Origin of the sequence: Pseudomonas sp. ABFPK (genome assembly GCF_001586765.1) — a bacterium.
Classification (GTDB): domain Bacteria; phylum Pseudomonadota; class Gammaproteobacteria; order Pseudomonadales; family Pseudomonadaceae; genus Aquipseudomonas; species Aquipseudomonas asiatica.
This window is the reverse complement of record NZ_LQXW01000009.1, coordinates 19,421-36,519: the sequence shown is the minus strand read 5'-3', so window position 1 is coordinate 36,519 and position 17,099 is coordinate 19,421. Positions and strand designations below refer to the sequence as shown.

Sequence of the window (17,099 nt, the reverse complement as noted above, 5' to 3'; positions counted from 1 at the left end):
CGCGGGTAAACCCGCTCCCACAGGATTGCACCAGCCTCAAAGCCCCCGCGATCCCTGTGGGAGCGGGCAAGCCCGCGAAAGGGGCGGTACAGGCGAAATCCAACTTCAAATAATTCTCAATTTTTTTCAGATTCGCCCTGTCACTTTTCAAATCTCGCTCGGCAAGGAAGCAGAAAGCACTTATCCGTCGAGGAGCCTCTGCATGTCCCGTGCTGTTGATCGTATCCTGCGCCCCAGCCTGATGGCCCTGGCCATCGCCGTGACCGCACCATTGGCCAGCCCTGCCCTGTTCGCCGCCGAGCAATCCGCTCAGCGCGCCTACGACCTGCCCAGCGCCCCGCTGGCCACCACTCTCAACCAGATCGCCAGCCAGTCCGGCATCGCCCTGGCCATCGACCCGGCACTGGTCAGCGGCCGCACCTCGGCCCCGGTGAGCGGGCAGTACGATGGCCTTGGTGCCCTGCAGGCCGCCCTGCGCGGCACCGGCCTGCAGCTGCAGCAAAGCAGCGTGGGCAGCTACAGCCTGGTGGCTACGCCGGAAGGGACACTGGCGTTGCCGGAGACTGCGATCAATGCGACTTCCAGCTATGAAAGTGCCTGGGGACCGGTAGAGGGTTACACCGCTACCCGGACAGCAGCAGGCACCAAGACCGACACCGCCATCGCCGAACTTCCCCGCTCGGTAAGCGTGATCACCCGCCAGCAGATGGAAGACCGGCCGGTGCTCAGCCTGAACGACGCCCTTCGCTACACCGCTGGCGTGCAGAGCAGCGGCTATGGTTCCGACTCGCGCAGCGACTGGTTGCTGGTACGGGGTTTTGTGCCTACCCAGTTCCTCGATGGCCTGCCGTTGCCCAAGGGCAACTACGCCACCCCCAAGATCGAGCCCTGGAACCTGGAGCGCATCGCCGTGCTGCGTGGCCCGGCCTCTTCGGTCTACGGCCAGACTCCACCAGGCGGCCTGCTGGACATGACCAGCCGTCGGCCGCAATTGGAAAGCAGCCACGAAGTCGAAGCCCAGGTTGGCAGCAACAACCACAAGCAGATCAACTTCGACAGCACTGGCAAGCTCGACGATGCAGGCCAGTTCCTGTACCGAGTGAGCGGCACCGTGCGTGACAGCGGTTCGCCGGTAGACCACATCCCGGACAAACGCTACAACATCGCGCCCAGCCTGACCTGGAACATCAACGACGACACCAAGCTGACTTTCATCAGCCAGTACACCCGCGATGACACCGGCATCACCGGCCAGTTCCTGCCACTGCAGGGCACCAAACTGGATAGCCCCGCAGGCAAGATTTCGCACCACAAGAACCTGGGCGACCCGGATTGGGAATCCTACGACCGCACCTACTACCACCTCGGCTATGCATTCGAAACACGCCTGAACGACACCTGGCAGTTCCGTCAGAACCTGCGCTACGCGCGTAACGAACTGGACTTCAAGGGCATTACCGCCGGTGGTTCGATCTGGCCAGCCGGCCCGGACGAAGCTGTCAGCGCCGATGGCACCGTGCAACGCACCGCCGGTATCGTCGAGGAGGACATCTCCCAGTTCGCCTTGGACAACAACTTCCAGGCCGACTTCCAGACCGGGCAGGTTGCCCATACCCTGCTGCTGGGGCTCGACCACCAGCGCTCGGACAGCAATGCCCGCTGGCGCTGGGGTTCGGCGGGTGTGCCACCGAGCAATATCCACAACCCCATCTACGGTCAGGATTTCTCAAACGTTCAGTACTTCGACATGTACGACTACGACCAGAAAACCCAGCAGACCGGCCTGTATATCCAGGACCAGATGGCGTTGGACAACTGGCGCCTGACCCTCGGTGGTCGTGAGGACTGGGTGCACACCGGCACCACCTTCCACAACCAAGGCGACGCCACCAATACTCAGCGCGACAAGAAGTTCAGTGGTAACGCAGCACTCAGCTATGTATTCGATAACGGCCTGACGCCTTACATCTCCTATGCCGAGTCGTTCCAGGCTGCCACCGGTTCCACCGTCAACAGCACCGATGCCTTCAAACCGACCGAAGGCAAGCAATACGAACTGGGCATCAAATACCAGCCTCCAGGCAGCAATAGCCTGTTCACCGCTGCTGTGTTCGACCTGACGCAGGAGAACATGTCGGTAACCGAGGGTGGTGTGACCCGTCAGGTTGGCGAAGTGCGTGTCAAAGGCCTGGAGTTGGAGGCTACTTCGGATGTGACCGAGAACCTCAAACTGGTGGGCTCGTACACCTACAACGACAGCGAAATCATCAAAGGCACCAGTGACGAGAAAGGCAAGCGCATGGCGCAGGTGCCGCGCAACCAGGCTACTGCCTGGGCTGACTACACCTGGCACAGCGGACCACTGGATGGGTTTGGGGTGGGCGTTGGCGTGCGCTACGTGGGCGACACCTACGGTAATACCACTAACACCGATTGGGGGCATGTTGGGTCCTACACCGTCTACGACGCATCGGTGCACTACGACCTGGGCCGCCTGAACAGCACCCTCAAGGGGGTGACCGTAGCCGTGGATGCGAAGAACCTGTTCAACAAGGACTACTTGTCTACCTGTGACGGGTACTACTGCTACTACGGCGACGAGCGCAACGTGGTGGCCAGTGTCAATTACAAGTTCTGAGTGAATGGGGGCCGCTTTGCGGCCCTTTCGCGACACAAGGCCGCTCCTACAGGAAAACACGCCCCCTTGTAGGAGCGGCCTTGTGTCGCGAAAGGGCTGCGCAGCAGCCCAGCTTCCAACAGGCAAAAATCGGTACCGTGATGAAAAGCCCAACCATCCGCCGCTGGTCGATGACCCACACCTGGAGCAGCCTGGTCTGCACCCTGTTCCTGCTGTTGCTGGCAGTCACCGGCCTGCCGCTGATCTTCCACCACGAACTCGAACACCTGCTCGGCGACGCCCCCGAACTGCGGGAAATGCCGGCCGATACACCGCACCTCGACCTGCAGCAGTTGGTGATCAAGGCCGAGCAGCACCGCCCCGGCGAGGTCATGCAGTACTTCGGCTACGACGAGGACGAAGCCAACGGCGTAGTGGCCATAACCGCCGCCACCGCCGGCACCGAACCCAATTCGTCGCACACCTTCATGCTCGACGCCCGCACCGGTGAAGCCGTGGCCATGCCGGCCGCCAACGGCGGCTTCATGATGACCATGCTGCGCCTGCACGTGGACATGTTCGCCGGCCTGCCCGGCAAGCTGCTGCTGGCCTTCATGGGCGTGCTGTTCGTCGTGGCGATCATCTCCGGCACCGTGCTCTATGCACCGTTCATGCGCCGCCTGGACTTCGGCACGGTGCGCCACGGCAAATCCCGTCGCCTGCGCTGGCTCGACCTGCACAACCTGATCGGCGTGGTCACCTTGGCCTGGGCTCTTACGGTAGGCGTGACCGGTGTCATCAGCGCGCTGTCGGACCTGGTCATCGCCGCCTGGCGCAACGACAGCCTGGCGGCCATGGTTGCCCCGTACCGTGATGCCCCACCGCTCACCGAACGCGCCCCGGCCACCCACCTGCTGACCATCGCCGAACAGGCCGCCCCCGGCATGCGCCCGGACTTCATCGCCTTCCCGGGCACACGCTTTTCCAGCGAGCACCACTATGCGGTGTTCATGAAGGGCGCCACGCACCTGACCTCGCACCTGCTCACGCCCGTACTGATCGATGCGCGAACACTAACGGTGACCGCCGTCGGCGAACGCCCCTGGTACATGGATGCCATGGGCCTGTCGCAACCACTGCACTTCGGCGACTACGGCGGCCGGCCAATGCAAATCCTGTGGGCGCTACTCGATGTGCTGACCATCATCGTCCTCGGCAGCGGCTTGTACCTGTGGTGGGGCAAACAACGCACGAAGCGGGAGGCGCGGGCATGAGCCACAAGTCACAGCCGACCTGGCGCATCCTCATCTGGCCGATGGTCGTGGCCCTGCTCACTGCCGTGGGGCTATTTGCCGCCTTGCTGGGGGACGGGGTCTGGGACAGCCTGGCCTGGCTCGGCCTGGGGGTGTCGGCGGCTCTTGGCCTGCAAGGTTTCTACCCTCGTCCACGGCAGTAGCCGGGTAATACCCGCACCCTCTTTTGCCGCGACATGGTTGGCTGCCATTTTCCAAGGAGCCATACCATGACACCTTTGCAGCGCCTCGAAGCGCTCGATCAACAACTGATCGCCCTTGAGCAAGGCAAACCCGAACTGGCGGGCGAAACGGAGCCGGCCGCCATGCGTCAGCGTTTTTTCGGTGACCTGGCAGCGTTCTGGAACGACCCTGTCGAAGCAGGCCACAGCCGCGCCCGACAACTGCGCGAACTGCGTCATGAGCAACTTCTGGCCGAACTGGAACTGCGCCTCGCCGACCAGACCCTGGACTACAGCCACATCAGCATGCTGCGCACCTCCCTGGAGCTGCCGCTCCCCTGGCAGCGCAACCACCTGCCAGACACCCACCGGGCCCAGGTTTATCGGCCGGTATTCAACCGTTCAAGCCCCAATGGCCGGTTACCGTTACCCGGCGTGCTGGTACTGGTGGCAGAAGTACCGGAAGGGGCCATTGCCGAGCCTGCAACAGCCACAGGCCAGGCACTGTTGTGCAGCGTGTCTCATGGCGTTGAAGGCTTCGCCAACCTGGCCGAACTGCACAGGGAGCTGTGCGAGCGCCTGGACGACCCCATGCAAAGCCGGCCAATACTGCAATTGCTACCCCGCCTGCAGGACCAGCAACTGGTCCGGTGTGCCGACCGGCTGCGCTACGAGTGGTTTACCGGTGACCTGGTCGAACAACAGGCCACTGACGTGATCGACGCGCAGCATCAACGGCTTACCATCGCCTGGCACGCCGCCTGGGCGCTTGACCAGAACCCGAATCTACCGGCACTGAAAAGCACCCTGGCCAAACAGCAGTCACTGACCGATCTCATGGGCAGCCAATATGCGTTGTCCACCCGTTATGCGCTGCTGCTGGAAAAACACCTGCCCGCCTGGCTGCGCCAGAGCTCCACGCAAAGCCTGACGCACATCATGCAAACGATCCAGGAGCTCGCCGGGGCCATCACCCAGGCTGCTGCACCCGGCCTTTTGACCCTGGAGGCGTTCGGCAATCGCCACCACCTGCTGGCATGGGTGCGCGAACGCCTCGGCAAGGCGCTGCGGCGCGAATTCTCCATCGAATTGCCTGCCGAAAAAGTCTGCATAACCGTCACACTTGCACACCGCACCGGCCCGCTGATCAACCCGCTGGCACCTTCGGGTTACGTGGCCGTTGCCAACCGTCGCCATGTCGGTGGCACCATCGAACTGGTAACCACCACCTACCGCCTGGACGAGCTGGCCCTGTTGAACATCGGCTGGTTCGACGTCGATTACTGGCTGACTGCCCGAATACACCACGAAGACGGTTCCACGCTGGAATCAATATCCGCGGAAGGGGTAAAGCGCCTGGTGCGTGAGCTAGACGCCGGCAGTGGCTACATCCGCTACCTGCGAACCCACCTGCTGGAGTCTCCAGGTGCGCGCTGGCGCATGCAATGCCACGGCAACATGAACCGCGCCCGCATGCGCGCCGAGGCGGCCAAGGCCCGCTATGCCAGGCACTTTCTGAACGATACCCACGAGCGGGGCTATCGCTGGGTCAAAGCCGTCACCGACCACCCCGACAACAATTGGCGCCCTACCATCGACGAGCATCGTATCGCGGTGCGCCAACTGATCATCGACGGGCACACGCTGCAAGGGGTACTGCTGCTCAATGCCGAGAGCGACAACCAGCCGTCGCTGGTGCTGTATACGCCGGACGCTCCCGATCGGCGCGCATGGCGTGAATACCCCGATACCCGGGCGCTGCTCAGAACCCTTCGCAGCATGCCTTCCTTGCGAAAATACCTGATCCAGCGCGCGCCTCTGGCTGATGGCAAGCGGCTCGACAAGTTGGTGCGCAAGGGCCGCCTCGGGCCATATGTGCAAAGGCCAATGATCAACGGCAACCTCTTCGATGCCCTTTACAAGGCCCAGGTCCACGCCATGATCGCCGAGGCCGATACCAACAGCCGCAGCAACCGCGAGCTGCTCGGCGAGTACGGGCTGTCGACGCTGCGCCTGGTTCTCGACATGATCAGCCTCGTGCTACCGGCCCCGACAATGTCAGCCCTGGCCTTCGGCCGTATGTCGATTTCGCTGTGGGACGGCTTCGAAGCCCTGGAAAAAGAGGACTATGCAGCAACCTTCCACCACGCCATGGCCGCTTTGAGCCACAGCGCCGATGGATTGTCCAGTTTCGCTGGTTCGCCCCTCATGCGCAGGGCGATGCGCGGCCTGCCGCCGCAACCTCCGCGCCCACTGCCGAATACCCACGAAGCGGCCGTGGATGTGAGCAAGCTGCGCTACCGGATCGACGGCGTTCATGGCGAGGAAGTGTACGAACAGATCAACAGCGTACCAGGTCCGGACCGGTACTTCGTCAAGGACAGCCAGGGGCGGTTGTACAACGTCCACTTCGACGGCTATCGCTGGCGGGTACTCGACCCCAGGCAGCCGGATGCCTACGCGCAACTGCCGATCAAACGGCTGCGCAACGGCAATTGGGTGGTCGATTCCATCGTGCTTTGGCATGACGGGTTGCCTGACATAGCCCACCTGCTGGAAGAGGTACGCCTGCAACAACCATTAGCGGGCGAACCGGTGGCAGGGGACGCCGACCTGCACGACGCTGGGGGGCAACTCTATCTGCAGTTGGGTAACCATCAGTTGCCGGTTCGACGGCACCTGCTTGCCGGGCAATACCATTTGCTGCTGCCCGAGAAGGCACTGGGCGCAGTCCACGCCTGGGCAGTATTGCGCCAACAGGGCGGCCAATGGCGCATTCGCGTGCGCCAGCCAGGCCGCAGCAGCGACTGGCTGGCACTGCCGGCGGATTACTCGGCCAGCTTGGGCAGCAGCCGGTCCAGCCGCTGATGCAAGGCACTGCCGCTCGGCCAGTTGCGCAGCAGCCGCGCCCGATCACGGGCGTAGGCCGGGGCGAAGCTGAGCTGGGTGGCGTGCTGGCACATGGCGTCAAGGTCGATCAGCGACCATTGGCCGTTGTACCAGAACAGGTTGTGGCCCTTGAAGTCACCATGGCTGATACGCTCGCGAATCAGCTGCTGCATCACATGCACCAGGGCATCCACCTGCTCCTCGGGCGCATCGCCGTTATCCACGTAGGGCGCGAAGCATTCGGCCAGGTCTGGGCCATCGATATACTCGGTGACCAGGTAGGCACGGCTTCGCAGCCCCATCACCCGTTGCTCCAGCACCGCCAGTGGACGCGGCGTGGCAATGTCGAGGAATTCCAGGCGATGGCCTTCGATCCAGGAATGCCAGGCCCGGCTCGGGCGCCAGAAGCGCTTGAACCAGTGCGCGGTGTTCTTGATGTTGTAGCGTTTGAGCACCAGCGTGCGGCCGCCAACCTCGATGCGCGCCACACTGGCCGCACCACCGGTCTTGTACAGGTGGCCCTGGTCGATCAACGCGTCGGCCTGCTCCAGCACCGGCAACATGGCTTCGACCTCGTCACGGCGGACTGCCCGCAAGCCCGAAAGGCTGCGCTCGACACTGAACAGGCTGCATTCACGACCAGCCTTTTCCAGGTAATTCTTCTGGCGCCAGCTGCGCACCTTGTCTACCTGCTTCTGCAAGGCTTCCAGCGGCAGCGCATGCTCGGCGTTGGCCAGCAGGTAGTGAACCAGCAGTTCTTCGATGAAAGGCTCCAGGCGCTTGGGGAGCTGAGCGAAGAACACCCCCAGGTTTTCCAGCACACGCGGGCGTGACAGCTGCTGGCCAGGCGTTTCGGCCTTGATGCCGGCGCCGTCGATCAGGTACAGCTTGCCGCCGTGGCGCAGCAGGTTGTCCAGGTGCAGGTCTTCCTGCCACAGGCCCCGGGCGTGCATGTGCGCCACTGCAGTGAGCGCCTCGCCCAGCACCAGATGCTGCTCGTCTGCCAACACCGGCAAGCTCTCCACTGCCGCCCAGGCATCGGCCAGGCTCTCGGCGCCGTCGAGGAATTCGAACAGCAGCCAGCCACCCTCGCCTTCCTTGAGGCCGTCAGCCAGCAGCTTCGGCGTGGTCAGGCCCTGCTCGGCCAGCAGTTTCACGCCTTGCAGTTCGCGCTGGAAATGCCGTGCAGCGTTACCACCGACCAGCAGCTTGGCCAGCACCGGGGTACCGCGCCACACGCCGGCACCCACATAGCGCTGGCCCGGCAGCACGCGCAGCAGGCTGAGCAATTGCAGGTCGGCCGTGCCGGCGGCATCGGCCAGGGTGATGCTCAGGGGCAACGAGGGGCTGCGCCCGGCCTCTTTCAATTCAGACAAACGCATCAGCGGGCCTCTTTTTCACGACGGCGTTGCGTCAGGCGTTGCAGCCAGGTATCGACCAGCGTGCCATCGGCAGGCTGCGCCAGGTAGCTGGCCAGCAAGGTACGTACATCGCGCTCGTCCCAGACCGGTGCGCGGCGCAGCAACGGCTCCAGGTCCTTGAGGCGGTCACGCATGCCGAACAGCAGGGGTCGGGTCTTCTCCAGGTCGATCAGTTGCGCGTCCCAGCCTTCGCGGCGCTGACGCAGGAAGATGTGCTTGGGGTAGAAGCAACCATGCACCTGGCCGGCGCTATGCAGGGTGCGCGCCAGCTGGCCGCAGGCCTGCAGGACACCATTGCGTTCGGCATCGCTCAGTTGTGGCCACCGGGCCAGCAAGCTGTCGAGGTCGGCCCATTCGTCCAGAGCACGAGTCATCAGGATCGCCCGGTGCGTGCCGCCTTTCTTGCGCTCGCCGTAGAACACCGCCTGCAAGGCCGGAATCTGCAGTTTCTGGTAACGGCTGATGTTGCGGAATTCGCGGGCGAAGGTCGGCTCGCCGAATGGCCGGTGCAGGGTACGGGTCAGGTAGTCGCTCTGGCGCTTGAGGTAGTAGCCCTTGCCCTCGAGCTCCAGGCGGTACACGCTGCTCCAGCCACCGCGGCCGGTGTTCGGTTCGTCCACGGCATCCAGTTGCAGCGCCCACAGTGCCTCGAAGTCGTCCAGGCCATGGCGCTTGAGCAGCGCGAGGTCCGCGCTGGCCAGGTAATCGGTCATTCCCTTCCCTCGAAAAAGCTCACCACCTGGCGAATGCGCTTCTTGTCACGCACATTCAGCCGGTCGCGGCCACGATATTGCAGGTAGAAACGCAGGCGCTGCGTCGCCGACAGGTGGTATTTGGCCACTTTGTCCAGGCATGCCAGGTCCTTGATCATCCGGTGCCGCCACATGAAGCCGCGCCAGAAATCGCCGGTGGGGCAGTCGATGAAGAATAGCGTGCCCTGGTCGTCGACCAGCAAGTTGCGCCATTTCAGGTCGTTGTGGGCGAAGTGGTGCTGGTGCATGACCCGGGTGTGGCGCGCCAGCTGGCTGCTGACATGCCCGACCCAGGCGCGATCGGCCAGGCGTGCATCGTTACGCTCGGCCAGCGCCGACAAGTCTTCGGTACGCGGCAGTTCGCGGGTGATCATGGCCCCCCGGCCAAAGGCCAGGCCATTGCGCTCCAGGCCCCATGCCACCACTTCGGCAGTGGGGATGCCCCACTTGTCGAACTGCTTGAGGTTCTGCCATTCGGCCTTGATCCGCGGCCGGCCCAGGTAACGGCGCATGTGCTTGCCGGCCCCGGTGTAGCGCTTGACGTAATAATTGACCCCGTCACGCGTGATACGCACCACCTCACTGAGCGGGTCGCGGGTCAGGCGCTCGCCTTGCAGGGCAAATACCGCTTCCAGGCTGCCGAAGTCCGCCGCCAGGTGTTGGTAGCCTGGCGCCAGTGTCCACCCCGCCATCAGAGTGCATCCCCATAGCGTTGCTTGCGGTCATAGAGTTTCTGCGCCTTGCGCTCCAGCCAGGCGAGCAGCGCGGCTTCATCCTTAAGGACCTGCCGCAGCGGGCGCTGGAAGTAACCGCGCAGGAAGCGCAGCTTGTCGCGTTGGGTCAGGCCGATGTCCAGCGCCGAGAAGTACAGCGCGGCCAGGTCCTTGTCGCGCCAGCGGCGGCTGATTTTCGCCCGGGTCTGCGCGCGGTGCAGGTCGATTACCGACAGTTTGAAGTCTTCCGCCGTCACCGGGCGGTCGGTGTGCAGCAGGAAGTGGCAGATGTAGCAGTCGCGGTGGTTGACCCCGGCGCGGTGCATGCCGCCGGTCATCTTCGCCACTTCGGCGATCAGCGCGCGCTTCAGGCGCGGCTCGGGCGGCTGCCTGACCCAGTCGATGCTGAAGTCTTCCAGGCTGATGGTCGGCGCCAGCTCTTCGGTGATGATGAACGAGTGCTGCGCGGCCGGGTTGCTGCCACGCTCGCCATAGGCGACGGCAGTCATGGTCGGCACGCCAACCTGGTGCAGGCGCTGGATGGCCTGCCACTCCTGGCCGGCGCCGAGTACCGGCAGCTTGGCGGTAAGCAGGTTCTTGAAGATCTCGCCCCAGCCGATGCCGCGGTGAATCTTGACGAAGAAGCCCTCGCCAGCGACTTCGGTGCGCAGCGTGCGGCGCCCTTCCAGTTCGCGATAGACCTCGCCTTGCAGCGCCTCCACGGCATCGAAGGCATCACGCCCGGCCCACAGGCGCTTGAACGGTTCGGCCAGTATCAGCTTCATGCGGACTCCTGCCCGAGGATCACGTCGGCGGCATGCTGCGGCATGCTGTACAGATCGGCGGTTTCAGCAAACGCCAGGCCGTTGCGCGACCAGCTGGCGCGGGCCTGCTGGTCTTCGAGCATGCGCTGCAGGTAGCCATTGAGCTGTTCCTGCTCGAACGGCTCGTCCAGCACCAGGCCGCTGTCGGCCTCGGCAATGTAGTGGGCGTAGCCGCACACCTTGGAGACCAGCACCGGCAGGCCGGCCACCAGTGCCTCGAGCAGCACCGTGCCGGTGTTCTCGTTGTACGCCGGGTGGATCAGCAGGTCGGCGCCAAGCAGAAAGCGCGGGATGTCGCTGCGGCCCTTGAGGAACTGCACCTGCTCGCCCAGGCCCAAGGTAGCGCTTTGCAGCTGGAACACCTTGGGGTCATCCTGGCCGATCACCATCAGCCTGGTGCGCTTGCGCAGGGCCGACGGCAGTGCGGCCAGGGCCTTGAGGCTGCGGTCAACGCCCTTGGTCTTGAAGCCCGAGCCAATCTGCACCAACAGCAGGTCGTCATCGCCCAGGTTGAATTCCTTGCGGAACTCGGCGCGGATTTCGCCAGCATTGGCCGGCGCGCGGCGGTCCTGGGAAATGCCCGGCGGCAGCAGGTGGAAACGCTCCACCGGGGTGCCGTAGTGCTTGATGAACAGCGGCTGCTGCACTTCGGAAATCATCAGCACTTCAGTATGGGCGTCCTTGGCGAACACCGCACGTTCGTACTCGGCAAAGTGCCGGTAGCGGCCCCAGCGGCGGTACAGGCCGCCACGCAGGGTCTGCGCCTTGTCCTCGAAGCAGCCGTCGGCGGCGTAGTACACATCCAGCCCAGGCATCTTGTTGAAGCCGATCAGGCGGTCGACCGGGCGCTTGGCCAGGTCGGCGGCCATCCAGGCGCTGAGCTTCTCGTTGCGGCGGTGATTGAAAATCGCCTTCACCGGCGCCACCAGCACTTCGAAGCCCGGCGGAATGTCACCCTCCCAGATCAGCGTGTACACACGGATCTGGTGGCCCCGCTTCTGGCATTCCAGGGCAATGCGCATGAAGTCGCGCTGCAGCCCGCCGAAGGGGAAATATTTGTAAAGCACGAAAGCCAGTTGCATCAACGGACATCCTCAGCCAGCAGCAACGCGCTCAAGCGGCTCGCCACATGCTCGGGATTCAGGCGAGTGAAGCACAGCGGCCACTCGCGTTTCAGATCGAACCGGCGCAGGTCGTCGGCGCTCGGTTTGTAGGTGCACTTCTTCTGCAGGCAGGGCGCGCAGGGCCAGTCACTGGCCTGGTGAATCTGGGTCCGTCCGTAGGCGCCGGTCAGGCCCGGGTTGGTCGGGCCGAACAGCGAAATGGTGGGCACATCGAGTGCCGCCGCCAGGTGGCCGAGGCCGGTATCGACCGCCACACAGGCTTTTGCCGCCGCCAACACGCGTGCGACGCCGGCAAGGTTCAATTTGGGGAGCACCTGGCAGTTGTTCAAGCCCTGGGCGATGCGCTCGGCCCGCGCCTTCTCGGCCTGGTTGCCCCACGGCAGGCGCACTTCCAGCTTGCGCCGGCCCATGCGCTCGGCCAGTTCGCGCCAGTAGGCTTCGGGCCAGTGCTTGGTCGCCCAGGTGGTACCGTGCAGGAACACCACATAGGGGGCGGCCGGCGGCAGTTGCAGGCGCTCGAGGTCGAGGCCGTAGTTGCCGATGCCTTCCGGCAGGTCGTAGGCCAGGGCCATGGCGAACAGCTGGCGCACCCGCTCCACCGCATGCTGGCCGGTGGCAACCGACAGGCGCCGGTCATAGAAGCGGCTGGCCCAGCCTTCGCGGGCCGAGTAGCGGTCCAGGCCAGCCACAGGCGCCTTCACATAGCGGGTCAGCCAGGCCGACTTGACCAGGCCCTGGGCGTCGATCACCAGATCGTACTTGCGCTCGCGTACACGTTGCTTGAACGCCTTCCACTCGCCGCTCTTGATGGTTTGCCAGAGATTCTTGCGCCAGCGGCGAATGGCCACCGGGATCACCTGGTCGACCGCCGGGTGCCAGCTGGGGATTTCGGCGAAGCCTTCTTCCACCACCCAGTCGAAGCGGATGCCCGGGATGGCGTGGGCCGCATCGGTAAGCGCCGGCAAGGTGTGGATCACATCACCCAGCGACGAAGTCTTGATGATCAGTACCCGCACTTAGTCGACCTCGGCCACGGTATCGATCAGGTCCGGCCCGGTCAGGCTGTGCAGGGCAGCAATGACTTTGCCCGGTTCCAGCAAGCGCAGGCAGTTGTAGTGGCCGAAGCGGCAGGTGCGGTCGAAGCATGGGCTGCACTCGATGCCGGTGCGCACCACTTCCACGTGCTCGGCCAGCGGTGGGGTGAAGCCTGGCGAGGTCGAGCCGTACACCGCCACCAGCGGGCGGTTCAGCGCGGCGGCCACGTGCATCAGGCCCGAGTCGTTGGACACCACGGCATGGGCGCAGGACATCAGGTCGATGGCCTCGGCCAGCGAGGTTTCGCCGGCCAGGTTGGACGACTCTTCACGCAAGCCCGGGATCAGCCGATCGCGAATCTGCTCACCGACCGGGTGATCGTTCTTCGAGCCGAACAGCCACACCTGCCAGCCCTGGCGGATCATCGCATCGGCCACGGTGGCGTAGTGCTCGGCCGGCCAGCGCTTGGCCTCGCCGAACTCGGCACCGGGGCACAGCGCCAGCACCGGGCGGTCCAGCTCCAGGCCGAACTTGGCAAGGGCGGCGTCGCGGCTTTGCGCTTCGATCTGAAGGCTGGGGCGCGGGTACGGCTGCGGCAGCTCGGCGCCGGGTGCGTAGGCCAGGGCCATGAAGCGCTCGATCATCAGCGGGTAACGGGCCTTGTCCAGCTTGCGCACGTCGTTGAGCAGGCCGAAGCGCATTTCGCCGCGCCAGCCGGTGCGCTTGGGGATACCGGCAAAGAACGGCACCAGCGCCGACTTCAGCGAGTTGGGCAGCAGGATGGCCTGGTCGTACTGGCCGGCCAAGGACTTGCCGATGCGTCGCCGCGTGGCCAGTTCCAGTGCGCCGTGGCCGAGCGGGAAGCTCAGGGCCTGACGGACCTCGGGCATGCGTTCGAGGATCGGCCGGCTCCACTCGGGGGCCAGCACATCGATCACGCAGTCGGGGTGCTGCTGTTTCAGGCACTGGAACAGGGTCTGCGCCATCACCATGTCGCCGACCCAGCTGGGGCCAATGATCAGTATTCTCATGCTTAGTCCAGAAACGCTCGGGGAGGCTACAGGCTGCGGTACAGCCTGGCCTCCCCTCTTTATATTCAGGCTATGTGGCGGACAGTGTACCACCGGTGGTGAGGCATGAGCCTTTGGGGCTGCTTTGCAGCCCATCGCGACACAAGGCCGCTCCTACAAGGGAATGCGATCTCCTGTAGGAGCGGCCTTGTGTCGCGATGGGCCGCAAAGCGGCCCCAGCAATCTCAAGTCAAACCCAATTCACCCCAGATCCGCCGCACTTCGCGGCGTTCATCGGCAAACTGCGCCGCATCGATAACCCCGGCCTGCTTCTGCAGGGCCTGGCGGTGCGAGGCCGAGCGGAACGCCTTGTACACTTCACGCAACAGCACCGCGTCACTGGCCGGCATCAAACCCGCCTGCTCCAGCTCTTCCAGAATGCGGATGTTATCGGTCCATCGGAGTATGGCCGGGTGGTCGTGGGACCAGGCCAAAGCGGCGTATTGCACCATAAATTCGATATCGACGATACCGCCGGCATCCTGCTTGATATCGAACGGTACACCGGCCTCGAAGGCGTTGGCCGCGGTACCGGCAGCGGTGGCCTTGGTGCCGAGGTTGTCGCGCATCTTGGCGCGCATTTCGCTCACTTCGCTGCGCAGTTTTTCCAGGTCGCGGGCCTGGCCCAACACCTTGGCGCGCACACCTTCGAACGCCGTGCCCACCTGCTTGCAGCCCACCAGCACCCGGGCCCGCACCAGGGCCTGGTGCTCCCAGGTCCAGGCCTCGTTCTGCTGATAGCGCTCGAACGCTCCCAGCGAGCTCACCAGCAGACCCGAGGCACCCGACGGGCGCAGGCGCATGTCCACGTCATACAGCTGGCCCGAGTTGGTCTGGGTGGTCAGCAGGTGAATGATGCGCTGGCCCAGGCGGGTGAAGAACTGCGCACTGTCGATCGGCTTGGCGCCGTCGGTTTCCGCCTGCGGGTCGCCGTCATGGATGAATACCAGGTCCAGGTCCGATCCGTGGCCCAGCTCCAGGCCACCGACCTTGCCGTAGCCGATGATGATGAAGCCCGGGTCGCACAGGCTGCCGTCGCTGCGCCTGGGCTGGCCGTGGCGGGCCACGGTCTGGCGCCAGGCCAGGGCCAGTACCTGGTCGAGGATGGCCTCGGCCAGCCAGGTCAGGTAGTCGCTGACTTTCATCAGCGGCAGGTTGCCGCTGATTTCCGAAGCGGCCACGCGCAGGCTGTGGGCCAGCTTGAAGTGGCGCAGCGCCTCCATTTGCTGCTCCAGGTCGTCCTCAGGGATGCGCGTCAGGCGTTCGCGCAGTTCGCTGGCCAGCTCCGGCGCCAGTGGCGGGCTGAACAGGCGGCCTTCGTTAAGCAGCTCGTCGAGGAGCAGCGGGTAGCGGGCAATCTGCTCGGCAATCCACGGGCTGGCGGCGCACAGGGTCAGCAGGCGGCGCAAGGCGCCGGGGTTTTCGGTGAGCAGCACCAGGTAGGCAGAACGCCGTGCCACGGCCTCGACCAGCGGCAGCACGCGCTCGAGCACCAGGTCGGGGTTGTCATGTTCCACAGCCTGGGCCAGCAACCGTGGGATAAAGGCGTCCAGGCGCTCACGGCCAATCCGCTGCATCGAACGCAGCTGCGGGCTGGAGCGCAGCGCGGCCAGGCGCCGCAGGGCTTCGGCGGGCTGCTGGAAACCGGCCTCTTGCAGCTGACGGCCAGCCGCATCTTCATCCTGTGCCTGCTCCCACAGCGGTGACCATTCCCCCCCCACCACCAGCTCGCCCTCGCCGTCTTCATCATCCGGGTCGGCGATCACTTGGCGGAAGTGCCAGTCAATACGGCCACGCCATTGCGTCAGCTGGTCATGGAAGCTTTGCCAGTCGGCATAGCCAAGCATGTAGGCCACCCGCGCCTGATCGATCTCGTTGTCCGGCAGCATCTGCGTCTGGCGGTCGGCGATGGCCTGGATGGCGTGTTCGGTATAGCGCAGGAACTCATAACCCTCGCGCAGCTCGGCGACCACGGCTGGCGGCAGGTAGCCCTGGCCCTCGAGGGTGGCCAGCACTTTAAGCAGCGGCCGCTGTTGCAGGCTGAGGTCGCGCCCGCCGTGGATCAGCTGGAAAGCCTGAGCGATGAATTCCACCTCACGAATCCCCCCGGCACCCAGCTTGATGTTGTCGGCCATGCCCTTGCGCCGCACTTCCTGCTGGATCAGCTGCTTCATGGTGCGCAGCGCTTCGATCGCGGAAAAGTCCAGGTAGCGGCGGTACACGAACGGCCGCAGCATCTCCTGCAACTGTGCCCCGGTCGCCTGGTCGCCGGCCACAACCCGCGCCTTGATCATCGCGTAGCGTTCCCAGTCACGGCCCTGGTCCTGGTAGTACTGCTCCAGGGCATTGAAGCTGAGCACCAGCGCGCCGGCCGAACCATACGGGCGCAGGCGCATGTCGACGCGGAAAACGAAACCGTCGACGGTGACCGGGTCCAGCGCCTTGATCAGGCGCTGGCCCAGGCGGGTGAAGAACTCCTGGTTGTCCAGCGAGCGCTTCACCCCTTCGGTTTCACCGCCTTCGGGGAAGGCGAAGATCAGGTCGATGTCCGACGACAGGTTCAGCTCCACTGCCCCCAGCTTGCCCATGCCCAGCACCACCATGTGCTGCGGCTGGCCGCTGCGGTTGCCGACAGGCGTGCCGAACTGCTGGCAGTGGCGCGGGTACAGCCATTGGTAGGCTTCGTCGATGGCGGCGTCGGCCAGGTCGGACAGGTCGCGGCAGGTTTCGCCCAGCTCGGCCTGGCGGGTGATGTCGCGCCAGATGATGCGCAGCTGTTGGCGGTTGCGCTCGCGGCGCAGGTTGCGCGCCAGCTCGTCCTCGCTCTGCGCCGCCTGGGCGGCTGCAGCGATGTGCCCGCGCAGTTCACCCGCGGCGTAACGCCGATCCAGCTCGCCACTGGCCAGCAGGCCGAACAGCATGGCCGGCTCGCGCCGGACCAGGCCGAGCACGAAGTCGCTGGCGGCGGCTACCTGGTCGAACTGTTGCCGGTGCAGCGGGCTCCAGGCCTGGAGGTCGAGTTCCGGGTGGGCAGCCACCGCATCGCTGATGAATTGCTGGTTGCGCGCGACCAGCGGCTGCAGGGTAGCGGGCAGATCGGACGGCAAAGGTAGGCGCATGGTCTATCCTTGATCGGCGTGAAATAGAGGGGAAGAAGCGGCCAAGGGGAAGCCGGACCAC

General features: G+C 64.7%; 12 protein-coding genes. 4 read left to right on the top strand and 8 right to left on the bottom strand.

What is annotated here, in order from left to right; genetic code table 11:
- Positions 1-202 precede the first annotated feature (202 nt).
- From WM94_RS07745 to WM94_RS07730, 4 genes are all read left to right on the top strand, one after another.
- On the top strand, positions 203-2,638 hold the full coding sequence (locus WM94_RS07745) for a TonB-dependent siderophore receptor (protein WP_061550879.1): 2,436 nt from the start codon (positions 203-205) through the stop codon (positions 2,636-2,638).
- 140 nt (positions 2,639-2,778) lie between these two features.
- Complete coding sequence (locus WM94_RS07740) at positions 2,779-3,891, top strand: PepSY domain-containing protein (RefSeq protein WP_061550922.1); 1,113 nt, start codon at positions 2,779-2,781, stop codon at positions 3,889-3,891.
- The gene (locus WM94_RS07735) at positions 3,888-4,073 is read left to right on the top strand and encodes a hypothetical protein (protein ID WP_061550878.1); all 186 of its coding nucleotides are present in this window, start codon (positions 3,888-3,890) and stop codon (positions 4,071-4,073) included. Before WM94_RS07740 ends, WM94_RS07735 begins: the two co-directional genes overlap by 4 nt.
- 66 nt (positions 4,074-4,139) lie before the next feature.
- Positions 4,140-6,959, top strand: coding sequence for a dermonecrotic toxin domain-containing protein (locus WM94_RS07730; protein WP_061550877.1), 2,820 nt, complete (start codon positions 4,140-4,142; stop codon positions 6,957-6,959).
- Here WM94_RS07730 and WM94_RS07725 read toward each other — a convergent pair.
- The 8 genes from WM94_RS07725 to glnE form a co-directional block, all read right to left on the bottom strand.
- The gene (locus WM94_RS07725) at positions 6,920-8,362 is read right to left on the bottom strand and encodes a lipopolysaccharide kinase InaA family protein (RefSeq protein ID WP_061550876.1); all 1,443 of its coding nucleotides are present in this window, start codon (positions 8,360-8,362) and stop codon (positions 6,920-6,922) included. The genes WM94_RS07730 and WM94_RS07725 overlap by 40 nt on opposite strands.
- On the bottom strand, positions 8,362-9,114 hold the full coding sequence (locus WM94_RS07720; RefSeq protein WP_039613212.1) for a lipopolysaccharide kinase InaA family protein: 753 nt from the start codon (positions 9,112-9,114) through the stop codon (positions 8,362-8,364). The genes WM94_RS07725 and WM94_RS07720 overlap by 1 nt, the downstream gene beginning before the upstream one ends.
- Positions 9,111-9,845, bottom strand: coding sequence for a lipopolysaccharide kinase InaA family protein (locus WM94_RS07715; protein WP_061550875.1), 735 nt, complete (start codon positions 9,843-9,845; stop codon positions 9,111-9,113). The genes WM94_RS07720 and WM94_RS07715 overlap by 4 nt, the downstream gene beginning before the upstream one ends.
- Complete coding sequence (gene rfaP, locus WM94_RS07710) at positions 9,845-10,651, bottom strand: lipopolysaccharide core heptose(I) kinase RfaP (RefSeq protein ID WP_013970539.1); 807 nt, start codon at positions 10,649-10,651, stop codon at positions 9,845-9,847. Before rfaP ends, WM94_RS07715 begins: the two co-directional genes overlap by 1 nt.
- Positions 10,648-11,772, bottom strand: coding sequence for a glycosyltransferase family 4 protein (locus WM94_RS07705; RefSeq protein WP_013970538.1), 1,125 nt, complete (start codon positions 11,770-11,772; stop codon positions 10,648-10,650). The genes rfaP and WM94_RS07705 overlap by 4 nt, the downstream gene beginning before the upstream one ends.
- Positions 11,772-12,830, bottom strand: coding sequence for a lipopolysaccharide heptosyltransferase I (gene waaC / locus WM94_RS07700; protein ID WP_061550874.1), 1,059 nt, complete (start codon positions 12,828-12,830; stop codon positions 11,772-11,774). The genes WM94_RS07705 and waaC overlap by 1 nt, the downstream gene beginning before the upstream one ends.
- A complete protein-coding gene (gene waaF / locus WM94_RS07695) occupies positions 12,831-13,880 on the bottom strand; it encodes a lipopolysaccharide heptosyltransferase II (protein ID WP_013970536.1) in 1,050 nt (349 codons plus the stop codon). It abuts the gene before it with no gap.
- 224 nt (positions 13,881-14,104) lie between these two features.
- Positions 14,105-17,038, bottom strand: a complete 2,934-nt coding sequence (gene glnE, locus WM94_RS07690) for a bifunctional [glutamate--ammonia ligase]-adenylyl-L-tyrosine phosphorylase/[glutamate--ammonia-ligase] adenylyltransferase (protein ID WP_061550873.1) — start codon at positions 17,036-17,038, stop codon at positions 14,105-14,107.
- Positions 17,039-17,099: the final 61 nt, after the last annotated feature.